This is a genomic window from Paracoccus zhejiangensis (assembly GCF_002847445.1).
GTDB lineage: Bacteria > Pseudomonadota > Alphaproteobacteria > Rhodobacterales > Rhodobacteraceae > Paracoccus > Paracoccus zhejiangensis.
This window is the reverse complement of sequence record NZ_CP025433.1, coordinates 23693-44795: the sequence shown is the minus strand read 5'-3', so window position 1 is coordinate 44795 and position 21103 is coordinate 23693. Positions and strand designations below refer to the sequence as shown.

Below are 21103 nucleotides of genomic sequence, written 5' to 3'. Positions count from 1 at the left end.
AGCCGTGGATTCGATTCGGCGCCAACATAGCAGCCATGCAAAAATATTCAAAACGTTTTGAATCAACAAAAAACTCTATGCAAGCGGGAAAATTTCGTGCATTCTTCAGAGAAATCGGAAACTTACAGAAATCTTGCAGAAGATCGGACCATGGCGACACTGAAGGACATTGCGGACCATCTCGGCCTCTCGCCGGCGACGGTCAGCCGCGCCCTGAACGACTTTCCCGAGGTTTCGGAGAAGACCCGCAAACGTGTGCGGGAGATGGCCGAACAAATGGGATATCGCGCCAATCGCAGCGCACAGAGGCTGGTGACCGGGCGGGCGGGGATGGTCGGCATGATCGTCAAGACCAGTGCCGATCTGCGCGCCGACCAGACATTCCTGGAAATTCTGGTCGGCCTGTCGGCCGCGCTTGCGGCGCGCGACACCGACCTGGTCCTTGCCGTCGATCAGGGTCGCGACCCGGTCAAGGCCTATCGTCGGATGCTGGATCGTGACCTGCTGGACGGGTTCATCCTGAATGCTCCGGCACCGAACGATCCGCGCGTCGTCTTCCTGCGAGAACGCGGCATCCCCTTCGTCGTGCATGGCCGCGACCGGCTGGATGCCGACTATCCCTTCTTCACCATCGACAATTTCGCCCTCGCGGCCGAATCGGTTCAGCTTCTGACCGCGCTTGGCCACAAGCGCATCGCCTATCTGAACGGCGCCGAAGGCTACAGCTATGCGACTCGCCGCCGCGACGGCTTTCTGGCCGCGATGGCCGAGGCAGGGCTGCCGGTGGTCGAGGGCGCGCTGACCCATGACACGCCCTCCGAGGCCGCCGGATACCGGCAGGCACTCTCGCTTCTGGCCGGACAGCGGGGCGCGCCGCCAACCGCCTTCATCTGCAGCTCGATGCTACTGGCCGAGGGCGTGATGCATGCTGTCCGGGACCGCGGCCTGTCGGTGCCTCGGGATGTGTCGATCATGGCCCATGACGATTCTCTGCCCCTGCTGGACGCGATCAATTTCTCGCCCTCGCTGACCGTGACCCGCGCGCCCCTGCGCGACGCCTGCGCCCCGTTGGCCAATGCGTTGATCGACCTGATCGGCGGGGCAGACCCGAGATCTCTTCAAACCCTGAACCGCGCCGAGTTGATCGTTCGCGACTCGACCGGCCCCGCGCCCGACCAAGGAGACACAGCATGGCCCTAGACACGACCCCCGCCGCAACGGCGCTGGAAACGCGCAGCCTCAAGAAGGCCTATGGCGCCGTCGAGATCCTGCATGACATCAACATCGAAATGGCGCAGGGCGAGTTCCTCGTGCTGGTCGGCCCCTCGGGCTGCGGCAAGTCCACGCTGCTGAACTGCATCGCCGGTCTGGAAGAAATCACCAGCGGCACCCTGACCATCGGCGGGCGCGATGTGACCAACGAGCCGCCCAAGGACCGCGACATCGCAATGGTGTTCCAGTCCTATGCCCTTTATCCGACCATGAGCGTGGGCGAGAATATCGGCTTCGGCATGAAGATCCGCCGCGTGCCCAAGGCGCAGGCGCGGGACAAGATCACCGAGGTCGCAAAGCTGTTGCAGATCGACCATCTGCTGGACCGCCGCCCCAGCCAGCTGTCGGGCGGCCAGCGGCAGCGCGTGGCGATGGGCCGGGCGCTGGTCCGCGACCCCAAGCTGTTCCTGTTCGACGAGCCGCTGTCGAATCTCGACGCCAAACTGCGGGTCGAGATGCGGGCCGAGATAAAGCGACTGCACCGCAGCACCCATGCCTCGATCGTCTATGTGACCCATGACCAGATCGAGGCGATGACGCTGGCCAGCCGGATCGTCGTGCTGAAGGGCGGCTATGTTCAGCAGATCGGCACCCCGCAGGAGATCTATGAGCACCCGGCGAATACATTCGTCGCGGATTTCATGGGCAGCCCGCCCATGAACCTGTGCCCCGCCATCATCGAGGGCGATGCCGTCCGCATGGGTCAGCATCTGGTGCAGATGGATGCCGGTTTCGGGGCCGACCTGCCCCGCGACGTGATCTTCGGTGTCCGCCCCGAGCATCTGGTGCTCAGCGATACGCCCGACCTGCTGGTGACGCCGACCATGATCGAGAATACTGGCTCGGAATGCTATGTGCTGTTCGAGATCGGCGACCGGTCGCTGACCGCCAAGCTGCCCGGCCGGATGGATGAAACCAATCTCGACCGCATCGGCCTCGCCATCGACCGCAGCAAGGTCTCGCTGTTCGATGCCGCGACGACGGATCGCATCGCCCGCTGACCGGATCGCGCGGCCGCGCCATCGCATGGCGCGTTCCAGCGCATCGTAGACTCGCAGATCCGCCATCTGCGCCACATTGAAGCGCATGAAGACGGCCGCGCCTTGCGAGGGGCTGAAGACATTGCCGGGGCAAGCACGACGTTGCCCTCCACGCAGGTCTGCGCGATCGCGCCGGTATCGACGCCTTCGGGAAAACGGCACCACAGTGAATAGCCCGTAGGTTCGCAGACGCCCTCTTCGCTAATTTTGAGGCAAGGAGGCCAGGATGGGCAAAGGCAATTTCAGCGACAAGCTCAAGCGAAACGCGGTCGCGCAGATCACCGAACGCGGCTATCCGGTTTCGGAGGTTTCGCAGCGGCTCGGGGTGAGCGCGCACTCTCTTTACCCATGGAAGCGCAAGTTCGAGAGAGCGTCGTCGGGCGAGACGGAGAAGGATGCTGAGATCCGGCGTCTGAAGCGTGAACTGACGCGGGTGACGGGTCCGTTGCATTTACTGCCCGACCACAGCAAGTTCCTTGGGTTGGTAACGATGGGGATCCGATGGCACAGCGCAAGAATCCGTTCAAGCGGCATCGTTTTCCTCGGGAGGTTATCCTTTTGGCGGTGCGCTGGTACTGTCGCTACCCGCTGTCGTGCCGCGACGTCCGCGATTTGCTGGCCGAGCGCGGGGTGACGGTCGATGCCTCCACCGTCCCCGCTGGGTCAGGAAGTTCGGCCCCGAGATCCGCAAACGGGCCTATGGTGGCCATCGTTCCTGGCGCGGGCTGCAGTGGCATGTCGATGAGACCTACATCCGCGTCGGCGGACGCCGGTGTTATCTATGGCGCGCCGTGGACCAGCTCAACCAGTTGATCGATTTTCGGCTAACGGCGCGGCGAGATGCCAAGGCTGCAAGGGCGTTTCTGCGGCAAGCCCGAGAGACCGTTCGTCTGTATCATCCCCTGACCATCGTCACTGACAAGGCGCACAGCAACGGGGCGTTCGAAGTGCTCGAGGGCCCCGACATCGAAGGAGCTGTCATCCTCGAATACCCCGGCATGCTGGCGGCGCGCGACTGGTACTTCAACCCCGCCTACCAGGAAGTCGTCCAGCATCGCTTCAAGGGCGCGAAATATCGCGGGTACATTCTGGAAGGCGGTTAAAGGGGAAGTCTCAGTCGGTCCTTCGATCCCATATCGCCCGGACCTGCGCGACCATGGCGGCGCGTCGGAAGAGGAGCGCCGCCGGCAACCGACGATGCCATCAAACTTACTTTATCCGATGACCGGCGGGGTCCGTTGCACGACAATACAGATCGTTCCTCACGCATAGTTCGGTGGAGCCGATAAGTTTGCGTCAATGCAACCGGCTCCGCCGTTTATGCGGTACTGTTGATCAGTCTTTCTGGTCCGCGACCGTGATGTCGGCGGACTCCTGACCGGAGTCTTCGAAGGTCCAGTCTGGTTTCATTGCTTCAACGAAGATCGCCCGGATCGTCGCTTCGAACCGGTCGCCATGTTTCTGCATCTCGATGACACGTGCGGCGACGTCCGCAGGAAGGATCGACAGGTCATAGTCGTTGGTCGGGTCTGCCGAGACTTGGAAGGCGCCGACGGCGAAAATGGTGGAAATGATGGTTGCCCTGAACATAATGGTCTCCGTGGTTGGGAATTGGTTTGGTGCGGGTTACAGCGCCAATCGAAGCGCCTGAAGTCAGCAAGCTCGTTTGCGGCCACGAAAGTCACGAAGGCTGGCCCGAAATTTGACGAAAGCTCGAAAAACCCTTTTGATCGGTGCATTTAGATTCAATTCCGAAAACGAGGAATTGACCTCGCCCGATGGCACGAAGGTTCCTCTTCGGCCGCAGACGGCACGCGTATTGCGCCTTTTGGCCCAAAATCGCGGGAGGCTCGTCACGAAGGAATCGCTGATGCGGGAGGTCTGGCCCGACACGCACGTCACTGACGACAGCCTCGTCCAATGCATTTCGGAGATACGGCGTGCGCTCGGCGGGGAAGACGCGAAGCGGCTGACGACAGTGCCCAAGCAAGGCTATCGGCTCACGGCGGCTCCGGCGCCCGATGACGCGCCTCCGTCCGCTGTGTTGGTTTTGCCGGGGCAAGAGTACACCCGGCGGCGACCCGGGCTCCGGGTGATCGTGGCCCTCGTTGCGACGGTCGTCGCTCTCTTCATTGTCGTCGCCGCTGCCGAAACGTTCCTTGGACGCGATGCGGCACCGCAAGAGCCGGTTACAATTGCTGTACTACCCTTCGAGAATCTTAGGCCGGATCGACATTCAGCTCAACCAGATCATAGCTGCGGCAAGCAGGACAAAGCCTGAGAAGTGGATGGTGCGTCGGTCATAGCGGGTTGCGAAGCGTCGGAAGTGTTTGAGACGACCGAAGCAGCGTTCGATGTTGTTTCTCTGGCGGTAGATGATGGCGTCGTGAGGGATGATGATCTTGCGACTGCGTTTCGATGGGATCACGACCTGTGCACCCATATCCGCGATCACCGCCCGTAAGGCATTGCTGTCATATGCTTTATCCGCCAGCACCGCGCGGCCTTCCTGCCCCTCCAGCAGGATGGGTGCCGCGGTGACGTCGCCTGTCTGGCCCGGCGTGATGAGGAACCGCAAGGGCCGCCCGAGCGCATCGGCAAGCATATGGATCTTTGTGGTCAGTCCACCTCGGGAACGCCCCAGCGCCTGATCCCGCGCCCCCCTTTTCCACTGGCCGCCTGTTGATGGGCACGCACGATGGTCGAGTCGATCATCAGATACTGGTTGTCACGGTCCTGCGTCAGGCTCTCGAACACCCGTTCCCAGACCCCGGCATGACACCAGCGGCTGAAGCGGCGATGCACGGATTTCCACTTGCCATAGCGCTCCGGCAGGTCGCACCAATGTGCACCTGACCGCAGAACCCAGAGACAACCATTCACAAACAAGCGGTTATCCAGGCCAGACCGCCCCGGATCGCCCGCTTTACCCGGCAAAAGCGTGGCGATCCTCTCCCACTGCGCGTCGTTCAACTCATAGCGCTTCGTGGCCATCATCGGCTCCATGTCCAAACATGGAACCCTATGAATCACTCAAATCCCCCATTGGAAATCCTGAATGTCGATCCCGCCTAGCAGTGATCCGGAACAGGATTATCTGTCATCAGGGCTGGCGGAGGATCTTTTGACCGACCTGTCCCGCATCGGAGCGGTGAATGTCCTGTCGCGAAACACGACTTTCGTGCTACGCAGCTCACCCGAAACTGTCGCCGACACGATGAAACATTTCGGAGCCACCCACATGGTGGATGGTAGCGTTCAGCGCGAAGGCGAGCAGATCAGGATTAGCGTTCAGCTGGTACAACTGACGACCGGTTCCAATGTCTGGGCGCAGCGCTACGACCGGCAGCTTGGCGACCTTTTCGACATCCAGGACGACGTCCGCTCCAAGATCATCGACGCGCTTGCCGTGAGGCTCGCGCCGCAAGAGCAGGAACGTCTGCTGAGCGCAGGCACCTCAGACGTCTCGGCCTACGACCTGCTCCTGCAGGGGCGTCACTTCGAGGCCTCGCTTGACCGTCCAGGCGTCACCCGCGCGATTTCGCTCTACCGCCGTGCGCTCGACATGGACCCCGGTTATACCGAGGCCTATTCCCGCCTCGCCAACATGTACGATTTCTCTTCGCGGTTCGGCTGGGGCGAAAGCGCCGAGGCGGATCGGGTCCTGGCCATCGAAATGGCCGAGCGGGCGGTGCGGCTGGACCCGGATCCGGTTCTTCGACGAGATGTATATCGATGTGACCAAGTATCGCGGCATGTACAAGTTCAAGCGCCACTTCATGGGGCCGGACGAGGTGCCGACCTTCGACAGCAAGGATGGCGGCGAAGAGGTAAAGTGCGCCCTCGCGCTGGATTCCCTGCCGGGTCTGAAATACTGGACCCGCAACGTCAGCAGACATCCCAATTCCTTCTCGCTGCCGACCTCGACCGACAAGTTCTATCCGGATTTCGTGGCCGTCATGGAGGATGGCCGCCTTCTGGTGGTCGAATACAAGGGCAAGGACCGTTCGCCAGAGGAAAGCCGCGATAGTCGGGAGAAAGAGCAGATCGGTCAGGCTTGGGCGAAGGCGTCCGGCCGCAAGGCGGTGTTCGTTATCGCGACGATGGAGCGTGGCGACCCGAAGGAGGTGCGGACTCAGTTGATGAATGCGCTTGCCATGCCCGCCGGATCCAAAACCTGAATCGCTGGTCCGACGAGAGTGCCCACGTTTCAGTTATCTTGGTGTTCAAAGCGACCTTATAGTCCAGGAAGGCCGGTGCTATATCCGCAAGAAATTGAGAAGGTCCGATATTTGTCGGGCGCATAGCCGGCAGGCCGACGACCGTGCCCTCGTCAGGCCGCTGGCCGGACCCGAGCCAGATCCTCGCGCGTCGGTGAATGGCCGGGCGGCGCGCGGGCGCGTCGTAGTCCAATGCGGGCCGAAGATGCATGTAATTGACTGTTTTTGACGACTTGCGTCGCAGGGTCATTGCGGACAAAGTCGAGGGATGGCACTGATTTATCCAATCAACTTCGTCGGCTACGATGAGTGGATGCAGAGCGGGTATGACCCGCGTCTGTCACAGGGTGAGGTCATTACTCGCGACGGAGAAGTCATCGGTAGTTGGCGCGTTGTCGGCGATGATCCAGACGACGAATGCTCTGGAGGGCGTTTTGAATTCACGGCTTCTGGTGACGATGCAGCAAAGTTCACGGAAGACTTTGCATTGCTCGATATACGCATGAGCCGTGGACTTGCGCTCTCAAACCTGAACAGAACCATCCGGGAATGGTATGAGAGCAATAACCCTGAATTCTCCTTCTGACAATGCGGCATCAGGAAGGTCAGCCAGCAATGCAGGCTGCATCCGCAACTTTGTTAGTAGCCACCGGAAGGCTGCTTGGGGTCGGCTTTCCCGTGGCTCCTTCGCTGCCTTACGCAGAACGTCGCGCCGGCACAGTGCGGTAGTTTGGGCTCACGGCCGACCGGCGGCGTCGCGCTGAGCTAGAGTCAGGACAATGCTGTCATCTGTCTGGGCGCATCGCCGGCAAGCCGGCGACCGTGCCCTCGTCCGGCCTCCGGCCGGACCCGAGCCAGTCCGGGCGAAGCGGTCGGCTGCGGCACCTGCGGTCTGTCTCGTCCCGAGCCAAGTCCTCGCGCGCCGGTCCTGACCGCCCTGCTCCGCCCGTCTCGGCCCATCCGGGTGACGGTCACATTGCGCGGGAAGGCCGGAGGTCGTCGCGCGAGCCACCGGATCATCGGGCAGGCTTGCACCGCCCCCGCCAGTCCCCGGTCGACCAGCCTTGTCCAAGGGCTAAAATCCCGCCGAGAACAGGGTTGCAGGCAATGGGTGCGGGCCCTGCCAGCGGCGCGGCGGTTGATCCGGTCACCTCTCTGCCGGTCCCAGTCTCTGCCGTCCCTCTCGCTGCCGGTCCGCGGATCGCTTTGCTGCTCTGGCCAGCTGGTTTCCGTCCTGCAAGGGGCGTTTGTTACCGATGAACCATGACAGGGCAGCGCGGCTGGCGGCCTTCGGCCTTCAAGGGCGAATTTCCCCTGGCCTCTGGCCATTCCTCGCGGCCCAAATTCGCCTTTGACAGCCGCCTGGTCTGCCCTGTCCCCAGGGGTTTCATCGAAACGCCAAGCAGGAAAGGAACCTCCAATGGCCAACGAAAGCATGAAGCTCCGCGTCAAAACCGGCGAGAAGGACGGCAAGAACTTCTGGGACAGCTGCGGCGTCCTCTTCATCAACCGCAACGCCGCCGGCGAGATCACCTCGATCCAGGTCCGCCACAACATGTTCCCCGGCCTCGATATGGTCGCCTTCCCGAAACGGGACGACGACCAGGAGTGAACCGGCAAGGGGCGGCGCAAGCCGCCCCTTCGCCGTTTTCCTCCGGTCGCTTGCGCGACGGCCTCCGGCCCGGAGAGTTCGCTGGCAGCCCGCGCGTGGGCGCGGGCCCAAATGATCTGCGGACGGGCCGGGGGATCGACCGGGCAGGCCCGGCTCACCCCCATTCCGACGACTTTCCTGTTTGTCTTGTCCGCCACGCATCCCTGCGTCTGCCGGTCAAGGGGCCAGCGCCGCGCAAGCGCGTCGTCGGGCCGCCGGGCCGTGTCCTCGCGCGTGCCGCGCTGCGGGCCGCACCACCCCACCTTCCCGACCCCTTGACAGTCAGCCCCAGGGCCGCGGGCAGGGCTGCGCCCTTCCCGCTTTGCCGTCCGAAAGGCACGGGGCCTTTCGACAGCAAAGAGGAAAGGCTTCGCCCATCGGCGGAAGGGGCCACAGAACCCCGCCGCATCACCACAATGGAGGGCCACGCCCATGAAATTCGAGAAACTGCATGACGGCATCGCCGGGCACGATCAGTCCTATGCGCTGATCAATCGCGGCTTCAGCGCCGAGACCCGTAGCGCCGGCCAGTGGTTCGAAACCACGGCAGAGATCTATGACAATTTCCTGAACATCCTGCCGCCGATGGATTACACGGCAGACGGGTTCAGCATGTCCGAATTCGCCACCGGCAGCCTGACGGACGCTTTTCTGCGGCACGGGGGGCGGTTTTTCTATCTGTCCATCAACCGGGAACGCAGCGGCGATTTCACCAACGCCGTGCGCGCCTTCCGAGACCATCTGGCCTTCGCAGAAAGGACGGTGTGACATGGCAACGACCTATCGCCTCGCCTCCTCGTCCCTCGTTCACACGCCCGGCCTCGTGGCATGGGCCACGAATGCTTGCCTTTTCGAGGACTATCGCCCCGGCATCATGAAGATCATGACCGAGACCTATCCCGGCGTCCCCCAGACGGCCATGGAACAGCTGCTGATCAAGCGTGTGCCATTCACCATCGAGGGCGAAACCCTCGTGTTCACGGTGGAGGATAACTGACATGGCCAACACCTACGAAACAAAGCAGGCTGGCTATGCGCGGCGATGGCGCGGCAGGCGAGGATGATCAGACTGTCCGGTTGATGGACGAAATCGGCGACGATGCTACGGGCTTCAGCCAGGCGTTGGGCAGGCCATTCGGCCGGGCAGGGGTTATCGATAGCGGAACTGCGATCTGCCGCAGACATTGGTGTCATGGCGTTCATGCCCGCCCCGGCGTTTTGCTAGGCTTCGCCTCCGCAACACGCGGCATCTCCTGCGACTGCAACCAATCTGCACCACACTCATCGATGTCGCGCCGCAACTCCTTGGCCCGCTCCCGCGCCGCCGCCGTCGACCATTCCGGCCAGCGCCCCAGCGTCATCCGCCGCTGCCGCCCGGCATGGCGATAGTCCAGCGTGAAGGCCCGGTTGCCCTAGCGGTAGATGCAGATCGCAAATCCCCTCACCTCGCTATCAAAAATCTGATAGTCCCGACCCGGCTCCGGTGCCGCCTCGCGCACCGATTTTTCGTTCAACCTCAACCGCTTCACCATGCCCGGCGCCTCCTTCTTGTATCCCACATGAGGCTCAGCCTCGCGCACATGGCAAGTCATACATGGACGCGGGGACTGGCGGGGAGGCGGAAGGGGGCGGAAGTAGGGAGGAGGTGTGCCGGTGGGCATTACCCGAAAGCATAAACAAAGGCTGCCTGGCGGAACCCGCAAAGCTCCGTTTCGTTTGGGTCCGATGGAAGGCAAGTCTTGAATCAGGCTTTGGACTGGGCCGTCCGGTTCAGAACTCCAACGCGCCCTCAGAGAGACAGCCGGTCTACATTATGGGATGAACTGACATGGAAAAGAAAACTATTGTTGAGGCGATGCGCGACATGGATCTGTGCTTTATGTCCACTGTTGCGAAGGACGGGGGCGTATCGTCCCGACCGATGTCGAATAATTCTCAGGTCGAATGGGATGGCAGCAACTGGTTTTTCAGCAATGGCGAAACCCGCAAGGTTCAAGAACTCAGTGAGAACCCTGCAACCGAGCTCACCTGTCAAGGACAGGATACCTGGATCGTGCTGTCGGGCGAAGCAAAGCTTCATCAAGATGATAAAGCGCTGTTCAAGAAGCATTGGACGGACGAACTTGACCAGTGGTTTGAACAGGGGATCGACACGCCCGGCCTGACGTTGATCGAAGTGGCCGCCAGCCGCGCGGAATGCTGGGGCAAGCCGGGCGACGGCGTCGTGGAATTGTGAACCTGCAGCCTCTGCAAGAAGGGTGGTAGAATAGGCCGACGCGTCTGATTGCCCACTTGGGCGGCTGCGGGGCCGGCCTCTGCTTTCCCGGGTGACAGAACTGTAGCAAGAACGCGCGGCTTTCGCCGCGATCAGAATTTTCCAGCTAGCGGAGACGACCATGGACAAGAAGGCCCAGACAGGAAATGCAGGCGAAACGCATCAGCGCGCGGGTGATGATCAACAGCTGACAACCAATCACGGCGTTCCGGTGTCGGATAACCAGAACAGCCTGAAAGCGGGGTCCAACGGGCCGACGCTGTTGGAAGACTTCGTTCTGCGCGAGAAGATCTTTCATTTCGACCACGAGCGTATCCCGGAACGGATCGTCCATGCTCGCGGCAGCGCGGCGCACGGCTATTTCGAGTGCACCGATGCGATCCCGGACCTGTCCATTGCCAGCCTCTTTGCCGAAAAGGGAAAGCGGACTCCGGTTTTCACCCGCTTTTCGACCGTTGCGGGCGGGGCAGGCAGTGTTGATACGCCGCGCGATGTGCGGGGCTTTGCGGTCAAATTCTATACTGATGAAGGCAACTGGGATCTGGTCGGTAACAACATTCCGGTCTTCTTCATTCAGGATGCGATCAAATTTCCCGACCTTATTCATTCCGTGAAGATGGAGGCGGATCGCGGCTATCCGCAGGCAGCTTCCGCGCATGATACATTCTGGGACTTCATCTCGCTGATGCCCGAAACGATGAACACCTTGATCTGGGCCATGTCGGACCGTGCCATTCCCCGTAGCCTGCGGATGATGCAGGGTTTTGGTGTGCACACCTTCAGGCTAGTCAATGCCGAAGGGAAATCTACATTCGTCAAGTTCCATTGGACGCCCAAGCTGGGTGTCCAGTCGCTGGTTTGGGACGAAAGTGCAAAGCTGCAGGGCGCGGATAACGACTTTCACCGCCGCGACCTGTTCGAGGCAATCGAGGCGGGCGATTACCCGGAATGGGAATTGGCCATTCAGATCATCAGCGACGAGCTGGCCGAAAGCCTGCCCTATTCGGTGCTGGACGCCACGAAGATCGTTCCGGAAGAGGACGCCCCGCTGCGGGTCGTGGGCCGGATGGTGCTGGACCGCTGGCCGGACAACTTCTTCGCCGAGACCGAGCAATCGGCGTTTCTGCCGTCGAACGTGGTGCCGGGGATCGACTTCACCAATGACCCGCTGCTGCAGGGGCGCTTGTTCAGCTATCTGGACACGCAGAAATCCCGTCTAGGGACCACCAATTTCCACCAGATTCCGGTCAACGCTCCGAAATGCCCCTTCGCGAACATGCAGCGCGACGGCATGATGCAGACAATGATCCCCAAGGGGCGTGCGAATTACGAACCAAACAGTCTCGATGAGGCGGGCGAAGATGCTGGCCCGCGCGAAACCGGCACGGTCTTCCATACTTATGAGGACAACACCGAGCTCGGCAACGAACCATCGGAAAAACTGCGCAAGCGAGACGAGACGTTCGGCGATCACTACAGCCAGCCGCGCCAGTTCTGGCTCAGCCAGACTGATAACGAACGTGCCCATATCGCCAGCGCCATCACCTTTGAACTGTCCAAGGTCAGCCTGCCGCATGTGCGCGATCGGGTGGTATCGGTCATCCAGAACATCCACCCCGATCTTGGCCGGCGCGTGGCCGATGGGCTGGGCATTGATCTGCCCAAGGCGGCAAAGCCCTTCCGGGAGCCGGTCGAGCTTGCACCCTCGGATGCGTTGTCGATCCAGAAGAACTGGAAAGACACGCTGGAAGGCCGGAAGGTCGGCATCCTGTTTGCCGAAGGGTCAGACAAGGCGACCATCGACAAGCTGAAATCCGATGTCGAGGCGAAGGGCGGAAGCGTCATGCTGGTCGCCCCCAAGGTGGGCGAGATGGAGGTCAAGGGTGGTACGCTTGCCGCTGACGGTCAGCTGGCCGGCAGCCCCTCTGTCATCTTTGATGCGGTTGCGATGGTCTTGATGCCCGAACAGGTCGAAAAACTGAAAAAGGACGCCGCCGCGAAGGCCTGGGTCAGCGACGCCTATGCGCATCTCAAGGCCATCGGTCATTGCCCGGGGTCCAAGGAGCTGCTGGATCACTGCCACATCGAGGCAGATGAGGGCGTCGTCAAGAATGAGGACTTCGTGGCCGCCGCAAGCAAACGCTATTGGGACCGAGAGCCAAAGGTCCGTGATCTCGCATGACCCTTATGGGCCGCTGGATCAGGCGGCCCCATCTCAATGGACACTCAAAGATGACGAACGCCAAGGATGCCGAAACCCGCAAGGATGACCTGCGTACGGGCAAGCCCTACTGGCTGACCACCCGCGGCATTTCTGTGCCCCACCGCGCCGATCCGGGCCGGGACCGCTTTGATGTGGTTGTCGTGGGCGCAGGTATCAGTGGCGCGCTGACGGCCGAGGCGTTGACGCAGCAGGGACGCAAGGTGCTGATCCTTGATCGCCGTTCGCCCGTCAGCGGGTCAACCCCGGCTTCGACCGCGATGATCCAGCATGAAATCGACGTGCCGCTGACCGAGCTTCAGGCGCAACGCGGCGCGCGCGCGGCAAACGCCGCTTGGCGTCGGTCCGTAGCCGCCGTGAATGACCTGGTCGAACTGGTCGAGCGCCTGAAGATCAACTGCCAGATGCAGCGCAAGCCCGCGCTTTATCTGGCCGGCAATCAGATGGACGGTGATAATCTGGCAGCGGAAGTGGAAGCGAGGCGCAAGATCGGCATCAAGGCCAGCCTGATCGACCGCGCAAGGCTTCGGTCCGTTTACAGCATCTCGCGCGCAGCCGCGATTTTGTCGCCGGATTCCGCAAGCGCGAACCCTGCGCAGTTGACGGCGGGATTGCTGCGCGCGTGCAAGGCGCGCGGTGCGCTGATTGCGGCGCCTGTCGAAGTTACCGATATGGCTGAACTGCCGGGCGGCGTGGCGCTGGCCACCAGTGACGGCCGGGTGCTGACGGCAGATCACGCGGTATTCTGCACAGGCTACGAATTCCTGCCACAGATGCAGACGAAATCGCACCACGTCACATCGACCTGGGCGCTCGCAACGGGCAAGGTCAAGCACATACCAAGCTGGTTGAAAGACACCATCGTCTGGGAAGCGTCCGATCCTTATCTGTATTTCCGCAGCGACCCCTCTGGTCGGATCATCGCGGGGGGCGAGGATGAGGACGCATCAGAGAGAAACAGCGATCCGAAACTGCTGGCGCGCAAATCCAGGACCATCTTGGCCAAGTTGGAAAAGCTGACGGGTCTGGCTGTCGGACCGGCGGAATTCGCCTGGTCCGCACCATTCAGTGTCACGGATGACGGGTTGCCGATCATCGACCGGGTCAAGGGACACGACCGGGTCTGGGCCGTGATGGGTTTCGGGGGAAACGGCATCACCTTCTCGATGATCGCCGCCCAGATTGTTTCGGCTGGCATCGCTGGCGAAAAAGACCCGGATGCCGGTCTGTTCCGGCTGAGGTGACGAGACGCGGTTGGGCCGGCGTAGTACGAAAAGCTCTTCCCGCCCCGTCACCTCACACTCTGCCCAGACCATCAGGTAGAACCGGCAGCTCTGAGGAATCGTCCAGATGCCCAGCAGTTCGTCCCGGCGTCGATGTGTAGCCAAAATTTCCTCGCCCGTTAGGGCTCAGCCGCATCGATCACTCCGGCGAGGGCTAGACATAGCGGCTATCCCACAGTTCCTCATGCGGCCGCATGTAGCGGCAAGCAATATCTTTGGCATGCGCGGCGACAGGCCGCTTTCGACAGTCTTTAACGCTTTTTGGCCGACGCTCCATGAGCGCTATGCACAGGGCCGACACGCAAACCTGTCGGCTTCGCCCTGCTGGCGGCGCGTGGCCGACATGCGTGAGCGCGGGGTGATCCGCGGCTCGGTCGCCTTGGTCGATCCAGTCAAGCTGGGCCTGCTGGTCAACGTGTTTGTCCATGTCACGCTGGCACGTCAGGACAAGGCCTCGCTCGGGACGTTCACCAACGCCATCAAGGACCGGCCCGAGGTGATGGAATGCTACCGGATGACCGGTTCCGAAGATTTCATGCTGCGCGTGGTAGTCGAGGATCTGCTGCGCTATCAGGATCTGGTGATGAACGTCCTGACCCAGATCCCGGGCGTGGCCAACATCCGGTCAAGCTTCGCCCTGGATCAGGTGAAATACACCACGGCCCTGCCGACCGGACATCTGCCCAAGGGCTGAGGGTCGGGCCGTGTCGCGTGGATCGTGTCCAACCGGCTTGCCATAAAGGCCGATGTTTTCGTCGCCCCAAGTCTTCAGGGCACGCAGCATCGGCTCCATTGTGCGCCCCAGATCGGACAAGGAGTATTCTACCTTGGGCGGCACCTGGGCGTAAACCTTGCGGGTGATCAGCCCAACCTCCTCCATCTCGCGCAACTGATTGGTCAGCATGCGCGGCGTGCAGTTCTGCATGTGGCGGCGGATCTCGTTAAAGCGCAGTGTGCCGGACAGCAGGTGCCACAGGATGATCGACTTCCACTTGCCGTCGATCAGCCCGATTGCCGCCTCGACCGAACAGCCGGGCGTGCAGTCGAAGCGGGAATGGCGGGCCTTGGCTATGACAGTATCCTTTTCGACACTATGTGCATTGTTTGTGCGTATTGTCGCAACCCAAAAGTAAGACCAGTTTCGCCTTGACGTAAACGAAACAGTGGAGCGATCTCATGAAGGCCATCGGCTACAAGATACCCGGACCCATCGACCGCGCGAATGCGCTGCAGGACATCGACCTGCCGCGTCCGACCGCCACCGGCCATGACCTGCTGGTCGAGGTGGCGGCGGTGTCGGTCAACCCGGTGGACACAAAGGTGCGCAAAAGCGCCACCCCGACCGAGGGCGACTGGAAGGTGCTTGGCTGGGATGCGGTCGGCCGGGTGGCCGAGGTCGGGCCCGAGACCCAAGGCTTCGCCGTCGGCGACGAGGTTTTCTATGCCGGATCCATCACACGCCCTGGCGCGAACAGTCAGTTGTTGATTTCCAACTAGAACTGACCCGGGTTTTCCATCGAGAATTGACCCACCTTGAGATTATCTTGGTCGGGTCATGACCGGGTCAAGACATCAGAGGTCTCCTTCTTTTTTCTGGTCGCAGCAGCCGAGCTTGCCTTGAAGCGGAAGCTGTCATTGCCGGTTTCCAGGATGTGACAACGGTGGGTCAGACGATCGAGCAGCGCTGTAGTCATCTTCGCGTCGCCGAACACGGTGGCCCATTCGCTGAAGCTGAGATTGGTGGTGATGATGACGCTTGTGCGTTCGTAAAGCTTGCTCAGCAGGTGAAAGAGCAATGCGCCGCCTGATGCGCTGAACGGCAGGTATCCCAACTCGTCCAGGATCACGAGATCCAGCCGCATCAGGGTTTCAGCCAGTTGGCCGGTCCTGCCTCTCGCTTTCTCCTGCTCGAGCGTGTTGACCAGTTCTATGGTCGAGAAGAACCGGACCTTACGGCGATGATGCTCGATGGCCTGAATGCCAATGGCGGTTGCGACATGGGTCTTCCCGGTGCCTGGGCCGCCGATCAGGACAATGTTCTCGGCGCCGCCCATGAACTCGCAGCGATGCAGCTGGCGCACCGTCGCCTCATTGACTTCGCTGGCCGAGAAGTCGAAGCCTGACAGGTCCTTATAGGCGGGAAAGCGGGCGATCTTCATGTGATAGGCGACTGAGCGAACTTCTCGCTCGGCCATTTCGGCCTTCAGCAGTTGGGTGAGGATCGGCACGGCGCTTTCGAAGGCTGGTGCGCCTTGCTCGATCAGATCGGTGACGGCTTGCGACATGCCATGCATCTTGAGGCTGCGGAGCATGATCACGATGGCACCGCTGGCAGGATCATGACGCATGGCGGCCTCCGCTCATGTGAGCCCGGAGGCCATCATAGCGTTCGACATTGGCCTTGGGCTCGCGACGCAGGTGCAGCGCCTGGGGCGTGTCGACGGGTGGGGTGTCGGTCTTGCCATCGATCAGGCGGTGCAAGATGTTCAGCACATGAGTCTTGGTCGCGACGCCCTCGGACAGGGCAAGTTCAACCGCGGTCAGCACCGCCTGTTCGTCGTGCTGCAGAACCAAGGCGAGGATATCGACCATCTCGCGATCGCCTCCGGTCCGCCGCAACATATGCTCCTGCAACTGCTTGAAGGCAGGCGGCAATTCCTCGAATGGTGCCCCGTTGCGCAGGGCACCGGGCTTGCGCTGGATGACAGCAAGGTAATGTCGCCAATCGTAGATGGTGCGCGGCGGCAGGTGGTGCGAGCGCTCGATCACCCGCTCATGCTCGCACAAAATCTGCCCTTCGGCGGCAATGACCAGGCGCTCGGGATAGATCCTGAGGCTCACAGGGCGATTGGCAAAAGACGCCGGCACGCTGTAGCGATTGCGCTCGAAGCTGATCAGGCAGGTCGGTGAGACGCGCTTGCTTTGCTCGACAAAGCCATCGAAGGCGGGGGGTGTGGGTCTGCTCATGCTCCGCAGCTACCACGCGCGATTCACGAGATGAATCCCTCACCGGTTTTGTGCAACAGAGCCCCTCTGCAGGGGAAACGAGGCAGGTTGGCGCATGGTCTATCTAAACAGATAAGTTTACATAAGGTCTCATCGATTCCATAGTGCAGTCATATGTTCCTGCCCCCCCGAGGAACGAGTATGCCCCGCCTGAATTGGCGGGGCATTTTCATTTTCGAGGGTTCAGTTGGGAGGTGCGATTGATCGAGGTTTGAAGTTGGACTCTGACAGATCGGTCCGGGTCGGGCGGTGAGTTCCCGAACATGAGGTTCCTCTGGCACCCGAGATCACCGCACGGCCAACTCAATCACTACCCCAGTTGCGAGATGAGGGGGGCGCATCCGCTGCCGAGATCGCGCTCGAGCCGTGAGAATTCCGCCGCACCTTCGCGAACGACCGCACGGTCCTGCCTTATCCCCGGACCTCTCCCACCAGCGGCTTGCCGTTCTGCAGATGCCGCCAGGCCAGCTTCCGGCCTTGCCGGCCTGACACCAGTTCGCGCGCCGGAACCGGATCATCTCCGGCAAGGGCAAGTTCGGGAAAGAGGCCAAGCACTTCCTCGTAGGCCGCCGGACCGAGCGATCGCAGCGCCTCGGCGCCGGTATAGAGCGATTCCGTTTCCGCGCCATTGGCTAGGACGATCTGGTGGGCGTCGAAGAGGAAATGGACATAGCTAACCCCGCCCAGGTCCTCCGCAACGTCTATGCCCTCGATCTGGCACAGCTGCTTGGCGGCAACCAGCACCTCGTCCGCGCCGAACATGGTCCGGGCGATGCGCGAGCGCACCAGAATCCGGTGCTGCGGCGAGACGACCAGATCCGCCGTTGGCCGGTCCGCGCCAAGCGCCCCTTTGCGGATGCGGATCGGGCGCAGCTTCGGATGCGCGGCCAGCATCGCAGCGTCCAGCCGGCGCGCGCCGATCCAGCGGATCGCCTGCAGCCCGGCATCCCGCGTCTCGACCAGATCGCCGACCTTCAGATCACCCGCCGCCACCTCGCCCGAGGCGGTGCGGATGCCGGCATCGGCGGCAAGGCAGAGAACATTGGCGTTGTCCCAGGTCAGTTTCGACCCCGCCACAGCTGCGCCGCCATTGCGGATGATCAGCCCGCCTGCGGATTGCAGAACGCCATCGGCCTGATTGGCCCGAAGCCAGCCAAGCGGCGTGGCATAATTCGTCCCATTCGCCAGGTTATAGGCGGCCAGATTGGCGGCGTTGTAATAGCCGCTCAGATCGATGAAATCGTTATTCGCCTGATCGCCATCGGCGATGTCCTGTTCGGTCGCGGTGTTGAAATCGGTGATGATGTCGGCATCGCCGGCAAGGAAGGTGTCCAAGCCCTCGCCCCGGTCACGCTGTCCGTGCCCGCCCCGCCCTCGAGCCGGTCTTTGTCGGCGCCGCCGCTCAGGCTGTCATTGCCAGCCCCGCCGCGCAGCGTGTCGATGCCGGCGCCACCTTCAACAATGTCATTTCCCGCCGATCACGGCCCGGACGGGTGACGATCCCTGACGCGGGCGCGGGCTGGGCGCGAGACGCGGGAGGGGCATCCATCCCATCAAGGATCGAGCGTCAGCCCGTGCTGTGAGGGTGAAGAAGATCAGCTGAAGCCCGCGCCAAAGGCGCGGGCTGCGCCAGCAGGGGGATTCTTCGCCTGCGGCTCCGAACGCACCTGCCCTTTGAGGGCCACGTCGCGCGGCTCCCGCGTCCTCGCCTGAAAACCCGCCCGATTATGGGCACCCCGACCGAGACGCAGACCAAGGCGGGACCGTCGCAAAAAGGAGGCTCTACAGCATGATCCGCAATTTTGACACGCTGGCCCGGAATGAGGGGCGCTGGCTCAATCTCTGGGCGGCGTTCGATGTGACCGGCGAATATCTCGGCACTTTTACGCTGGATGAACTGCGGCTGAAGGCCGAGGAAGCGGGAAAATGGATGAGCGCGGGGCAATATCGCCGCGCTGGACAGCGGCTTGATGAGGCTGCGCTGGCGCAATCCTTCAACGGCTTCTGTGCCGGCATGACCATCTTTGACTTCTCGGGCTTCCGGGTTTCGCCCGTTCGGGACATGGGCGGCAGCATCGAGGTTTGCGATCCGGGTGGACACGCCTTCTGGTCCATCTATGGCTTCGACCGCGAGGCGATGGAGTGGCTGATCGTCCATGACGCACAGCCCGGCGAAATCGGCGAAATCCTCGCGCGAATTGTCGATCTGACTGGCGAACTGGTCGAATACCGGGATCTTGGCCGGGCCTATAAGGCAGGGCGCTGGTGGTGGTAATGGTGGCCCAGTTGACCGGGCCGGCCCCGACCCTGGCCGAGGCCAACCCGGCCCGGCGCTTCGCGCAGCCGCACCGCCCGGTGCGGCGTCCCGGTCGGATCGACGGCCTTAGGTGTCGTCCTCGTCGATCAGCATCAGCGCTCCATCGGCCAGCGGACGCTCCAACTCATCCGCCGCAATCCCGCTCATCCGCCGCAATCCCGCTCATCCAGGCATCCCATCCCGCCGCTTCCGCCTTCTCGACGAGCGCCAGCAAGCCTTTTTCCAAGACTTCCTGGCAGTCGAGTTCGCGATCCGGATAGGGCCCAAGCTTGCGCGGCCCGGGGAGATCGGCGCGGGGTTTGTCCCGGACCATCTATCGCTGTCCCGCGGCCGCTGACCACCACAGCTCTTCGCCCGCTGGCGTGCGCATGCTGAATAGAGGTCGAGGCAACCCGCTTCGGACTTGGGCCACCCATGTTGCAAAAGCTTCAGGATGGAAGCTACGATCTGACACGACACGTACCGCCTGCCTCGCTGCAGGCTCTCGAGATCCCGAAGGGGCCCGGTTCCCGTGATGTTGTGGTCAGGACCGTCGTCAGCTTGGCTGAGCACGCCTATGAGATGGACACTCCGGAACTGCATCGAACCAGCATCTCGTCGGCAGTCCGCAGGCGGACCACGGACCGAAGCACGTTCCCGAAGGACCTTGAACACGAGCCGCGACGAGGCAATCGAAGTAATTGCACCAAAGCAACCCGCAATCGGGATTGGATCTCTTGACCGAAATCGCTTGACGGACGGGGACCCGTTACCGAAGTCCTGAGCCTAAGCACTCATCCTTGACAGTCGTTCCTTGCCGGCGCGTTGGTGGACCAGCAGTGACCCCAGCCCTGAAACGGCGATCAGAATCAGACCCGCCAGTGAAATGAGATCGGGCCAATCGCTGAAGACGACGATTCCCAGCCCCGTGGCCGAAATCAACTGGCTATAGACCAAAGGCGCGATCAGGCTGGCCTCGGCCTTCCTGCTGGCCATGACCATCAAATAGTTGCCCAAAGCGGAACCGACGGCGCTGATCAGAAGAAGAGCGAACAAGGGCATGTCCGGTACTGGAAAATTAGATCTCAGTCCGAAGGGTGCCAGTACGACAGCTCCGATCAGCAGTTGCGAGATCAGCAGAAATCGCGGCCGGAAACTTCCCGCCATGGCGCGGGTCATAACCAAATAGGCGCCGTAGAATGTCCCCGCAGCCAAGGCGTAAGCCATGCCGGCAGAGCTGTCGAAACCGGGTTTCACCACAAGCATCACGCCGGCAAATCCGATCGCTAGCAAGAGATTTCTCTGTATCGATGGCCGTTCGCCCAGGAACACGATCGCCAGGATATAGGACACGACCGGCCCGACGAAGAAGGCCCCGAAGACATTGGCGATCGGTTCGGTCTTTAGGGCCGTCAGGATGCAGCATATGCCGCAAATGATGAATACCGCCCTCAGCAGGACGCTCCGGTTCAGCAATGCCGGCAGTTCCCGCGGAGTCAATCTGCTGAAGGGAAGAAGCATCAGCGCGCCCAAGAAGAATCGCGACCATGCCACGATGAAGGGGTCCACCCTGCCGCCGGTTAACAGCTTGCCGGCCGTATCCCCGATCACAACACAGGTCACCGCGATGAAGATGGTCGCAATCAGTCGTAGCAAATCCGGCGTATAGAACATAGTCTTTCCCGGGATGGAAACGGGGCGGAAAACTAACTTTGGGCAGGCCGGCAAGGCTTGCAAATGCACCTTTCGACGCCATGTAGCGGATATGGAAGGTCACCTCCTCACAGGGCATGAGAAGTGTTTCATTTTGGCGACACAAGCAGCGATGGGCCCATATCA

The 21103-nt window shown here is 61.7% G+C and carries 23 protein-coding genes and 5 pseudogenes; 17 read left to right on the top strand and 11 right to left on the bottom strand.

What is annotated here, in order from left to right; genetic code table 11:
- Positions 1-150: 150 nt before the first annotated feature.
- The 4 genes and pseudogenes from CX676_RS21800 (at position 151) to CX676_RS21785 (ending at position 3415) form a co-directional block, all read left to right on the top strand.
- Positions 151-1200, top strand: coding sequence for a substrate-binding domain-containing protein (locus CX676_RS21800; RefSeq protein ID WP_101754889.1), 1050 nt, complete (start codon positions 151-153; stop codon positions 1198-1200).
- Positions 1191-2273: an ABC transporter ATP-binding protein gene (locus CX676_RS21795; RefSeq protein ID WP_101754888.1), complete on the top strand. Its 1083-nt coding sequence runs from the start codon at positions 1191-1193 to the stop codon at positions 2271-2273. The genes CX676_RS21800 and CX676_RS21795 overlap by 10 nt, the downstream gene beginning before the upstream one ends.
- Positions 2274-2538: 265 nt before the next feature.
- Positions 2539-2751: pseudogene (locus CX676_RS21790) on the top strand (transposase); the annotation flags it as partial.
- Between the two features lie 154 nt (positions 2752-2905).
- Positions 2906-3415 carry a DDE-type integrase/transposase/recombinase gene (locus CX676_RS21785; protein WP_198590394.1) on the top strand — a complete coding sequence of 170 codons (510 nt, stop codon included), beginning with the start codon at positions 2906-2908 and terminating at the stop codon, positions 3413-3415.
- Positions 3416-3647: 232 nt separating this feature from the next.
- On the opposite strand, the gene CX676_RS21780 is transcribed toward CX676_RS21785, so the two are convergent.
- On the bottom strand, positions 3648-3902 hold the full coding sequence (locus tag CX676_RS21780; RefSeq protein ID WP_101754887.1) for a hypothetical protein: 255 nt from the start codon (positions 3900-3902) through the stop codon (positions 3648-3650).
- Between the two features lie 76 nt (positions 3903-3978).
- Between CX676_RS21780 and CX676_RS21775 the strand changes: the two genes are divergently transcribed.
- A complete protein-coding gene (locus tag CX676_RS21775) occupies positions 3979-4593 on the top strand; it encodes a winged helix-turn-helix domain-containing protein (RefSeq protein WP_101754886.1) in 615 nt (204 codons plus the stop codon).
- Here CX676_RS21775 and CX676_RS21770 read toward each other — a convergent pair.
- Together CX676_RS21770 and CX676_RS21765 are read right to left on the bottom strand one after the other, a co-directional pair.
- A pseudogene (locus CX676_RS21770) lies at positions 4549-5306 on the bottom strand (IS5 family transposase). The gene CX676_RS21775 and the pseudogene CX676_RS21770 overlap by 45 nt on opposite strands.
- A gap of 199 nt (positions 5307-5505) precedes the next feature.
- Complete coding sequence (locus CX676_RS21765) at positions 5506-5739, bottom strand: hypothetical protein (protein WP_101754885.1); 234 nt, start codon at positions 5737-5739, stop codon at positions 5506-5508.
- A gap of 328 nt (positions 5740-6067) precedes the next feature.
- Between CX676_RS21765 and CX676_RS21760 the strand changes: the two genes are divergently transcribed.
- From CX676_RS21760 to CX676_RS21740, 5 genes are all read left to right on the top strand, one after another.
- Complete coding sequence (locus CX676_RS21760) at positions 6068-6493, top strand: hypothetical protein (RefSeq protein ID WP_157936046.1); 426 nt, start codon at positions 6068-6070, stop codon at positions 6491-6493.
- A gap of 307 nt (positions 6494-6800) precedes the next feature.
- Positions 6801-7118, top strand: coding sequence for a hypothetical protein (locus CX676_RS21755; protein ID WP_101754883.1), 318 nt, complete (start codon positions 6801-6803; stop codon positions 7116-7118).
- Between the two features lie 834 nt (positions 7119-7952).
- Positions 7953-8144, top strand: coding sequence for a hypothetical protein (locus CX676_RS21750; RefSeq protein WP_101754882.1), 192 nt, complete (start codon positions 7953-7955; stop codon positions 8142-8144).
- Between the two features lie 471 nt (positions 8145-8615).
- Complete coding sequence (locus tag CX676_RS21745) at positions 8616-8951, top strand: DUF1419 domain-containing protein (protein WP_101754881.1); 336 nt, start codon at positions 8616-8618, stop codon at positions 8949-8951.
- Position 8952: 1 nt separating this feature from the next.
- Positions 8953-9180 (top strand): hypothetical protein, encoded by a 228-nt coding sequence (locus CX676_RS21740; protein ID WP_101754880.1) that lies wholly within the window; start codon positions 8953-8955, stop codon positions 9178-9180.
- 238 nt (positions 9181-9418) lie between these two features.
- On the opposite strand, the pseudogene CX676_RS21735 reads toward CX676_RS21740, so the two are convergent.
- A pseudogene (locus CX676_RS21735) lies at positions 9419-9715 on the bottom strand (Arm DNA-binding domain-containing protein); the annotation flags it as partial.
- Positions 9716-10011: 296 nt separating this feature from the next.
- On the opposite strand from CX676_RS21735, the gene CX676_RS21730 reads away from it, so the two are divergent.
- The 4 genes from CX676_RS21730 to CX676_RS21715 all read left to right on the top strand — a co-directional run bounded on the left by CX676_RS21730 (position 10012) and on the right by CX676_RS21715 (position 14656).
- Entirely contained in the window at positions 10012-10419 is a 408-nt protein-coding gene (locus CX676_RS21730; protein ID WP_101754879.1) for a pyridoxamine 5'-phosphate oxidase family protein, read from the top strand.
- Between the two features lie 160 nt (positions 10420-10579).
- Positions 10580-12640 carry a catalase gene (locus CX676_RS21725; RefSeq protein ID WP_101754878.1) on the top strand — a complete coding sequence of 687 codons (2061 nt, stop codon included), beginning with the start codon at positions 10580-10582 and terminating at the stop codon, positions 12638-12640.
- Between the two features lie 50 nt (positions 12641-12690).
- Positions 12691-13923 (top strand): NAD(P)/FAD-dependent oxidoreductase, encoded by a 1233-nt coding sequence (locus CX676_RS21720; RefSeq protein ID WP_101754877.1) that lies wholly within the window; start codon positions 12691-12693, stop codon positions 13921-13923.
- Between the two features lie 346 nt (positions 13924-14269).
- Positions 14270-14656 carry an Lrp/AsnC family transcriptional regulator gene (locus tag CX676_RS21715; protein WP_232816738.1) on the top strand — a complete coding sequence of 129 codons (387 nt, stop codon included), beginning with the start codon at positions 14270-14272 and terminating at the stop codon, positions 14654-14656.
- Here CX676_RS21715 and CX676_RS21710 read toward each other — a convergent pair.
- Entirely contained in the window at positions 14588-14974 is a 387-nt protein-coding gene (locus tag CX676_RS21710; RefSeq protein WP_232816737.1) for a winged helix-turn-helix transcriptional regulator, read from the bottom strand. The genes CX676_RS21715 and CX676_RS21710 overlap by 69 nt on opposite strands.
- Here CX676_RS21710 and CX676_RS23145 point away from each other — a divergent pair.
- Positions 14940-15095 (top strand): hypothetical protein, encoded by a 156-nt coding sequence (locus CX676_RS23145; RefSeq protein ID WP_232816734.1) that lies wholly within the window; start codon positions 14940-14942, stop codon positions 15093-15095. The genes CX676_RS21710 and CX676_RS23145 overlap by 35 nt on opposite strands.
- Before the next feature lie 43 nt (positions 15096-15138).
- Positions 15139-15435 (top strand): annotated as a pseudogene (locus tag CX676_RS21705) (alcohol dehydrogenase catalytic domain-containing protein); the annotation flags it as partial.
- An 80-nt stretch (positions 15436-15515) separates the two neighbouring features.
- Here CX676_RS21705 and istB read toward each other — a convergent pair.
- The 4 genes and pseudogenes from istB to CX676_RS23350 all read right to left on the bottom strand — a co-directional run bounded on the left by istB (position 15516) and on the right by CX676_RS23350 (position 18431).
- Positions 15516-16310 carry an IS21-like element helper ATPase IstB gene (istB, locus tag CX676_RS21700; protein ID WP_101751536.1) on the bottom strand — a complete coding sequence of 265 codons (795 nt, stop codon included), beginning with the start codon at positions 16308-16310 and terminating at the stop codon, positions 15516-15518.
- A pseudogene (locus CX676_RS21695) lies at positions 16300-16920 on the bottom strand (Mu transposase domain-containing protein); the annotation flags it as partial. The pseudogene CX676_RS21695 and the gene istB, both read right to left, overlap by 11 nt.
- Positions 16921-17379: 459 nt before the next feature.
- Positions 17380-18303, bottom strand: a complete 924-nt coding sequence (locus CX676_RS21690) for a Hint domain-containing protein (RefSeq protein WP_101754874.1) — start codon at positions 18301-18303, stop codon at positions 17380-17382.
- The gene (locus CX676_RS23350; RefSeq protein ID WP_101754873.1) at positions 18195-18431 is read right to left on the bottom strand and encodes a hypothetical protein; all 237 of its coding nucleotides are present in this window, start codon (positions 18429-18431) and stop codon (positions 18195-18197) included. Before CX676_RS23350 ends, CX676_RS21690 begins: the two co-directional genes overlap by 109 nt.
- 326 nt (positions 18432-18757) lie before the next feature.
- Between CX676_RS23350 and CX676_RS21680 the strand changes: the two genes are divergently transcribed.
- Complete coding sequence (locus tag CX676_RS21680; protein ID WP_101754872.1) at positions 18758-19243, top strand: hypothetical protein; 486 nt, start codon at positions 18758-18760, stop codon at positions 19241-19243.
- Between the two features lie 166 nt (positions 19244-19409).
- On the opposite strand, the gene CX676_RS22715 is transcribed toward CX676_RS21680, so the two are convergent.
- Positions 19410-19598: a hypothetical protein gene (locus CX676_RS22715; RefSeq protein WP_157936045.1), complete on the bottom strand. Its 189-nt coding sequence runs from the start codon at positions 19596-19598 to the stop codon at positions 19410-19412.
- A 452-nt stretch (positions 19599-20050) separates the two neighbouring features.
- Positions 20051-20938: a DMT family transporter gene (locus tag CX676_RS21675; RefSeq protein ID WP_101754871.1), complete on the bottom strand. Its 888-nt coding sequence runs from the start codon at positions 20936-20938 to the stop codon at positions 20051-20053.
- Between the last annotated feature and the right edge of the window lie 165 nt (positions 20939-21103).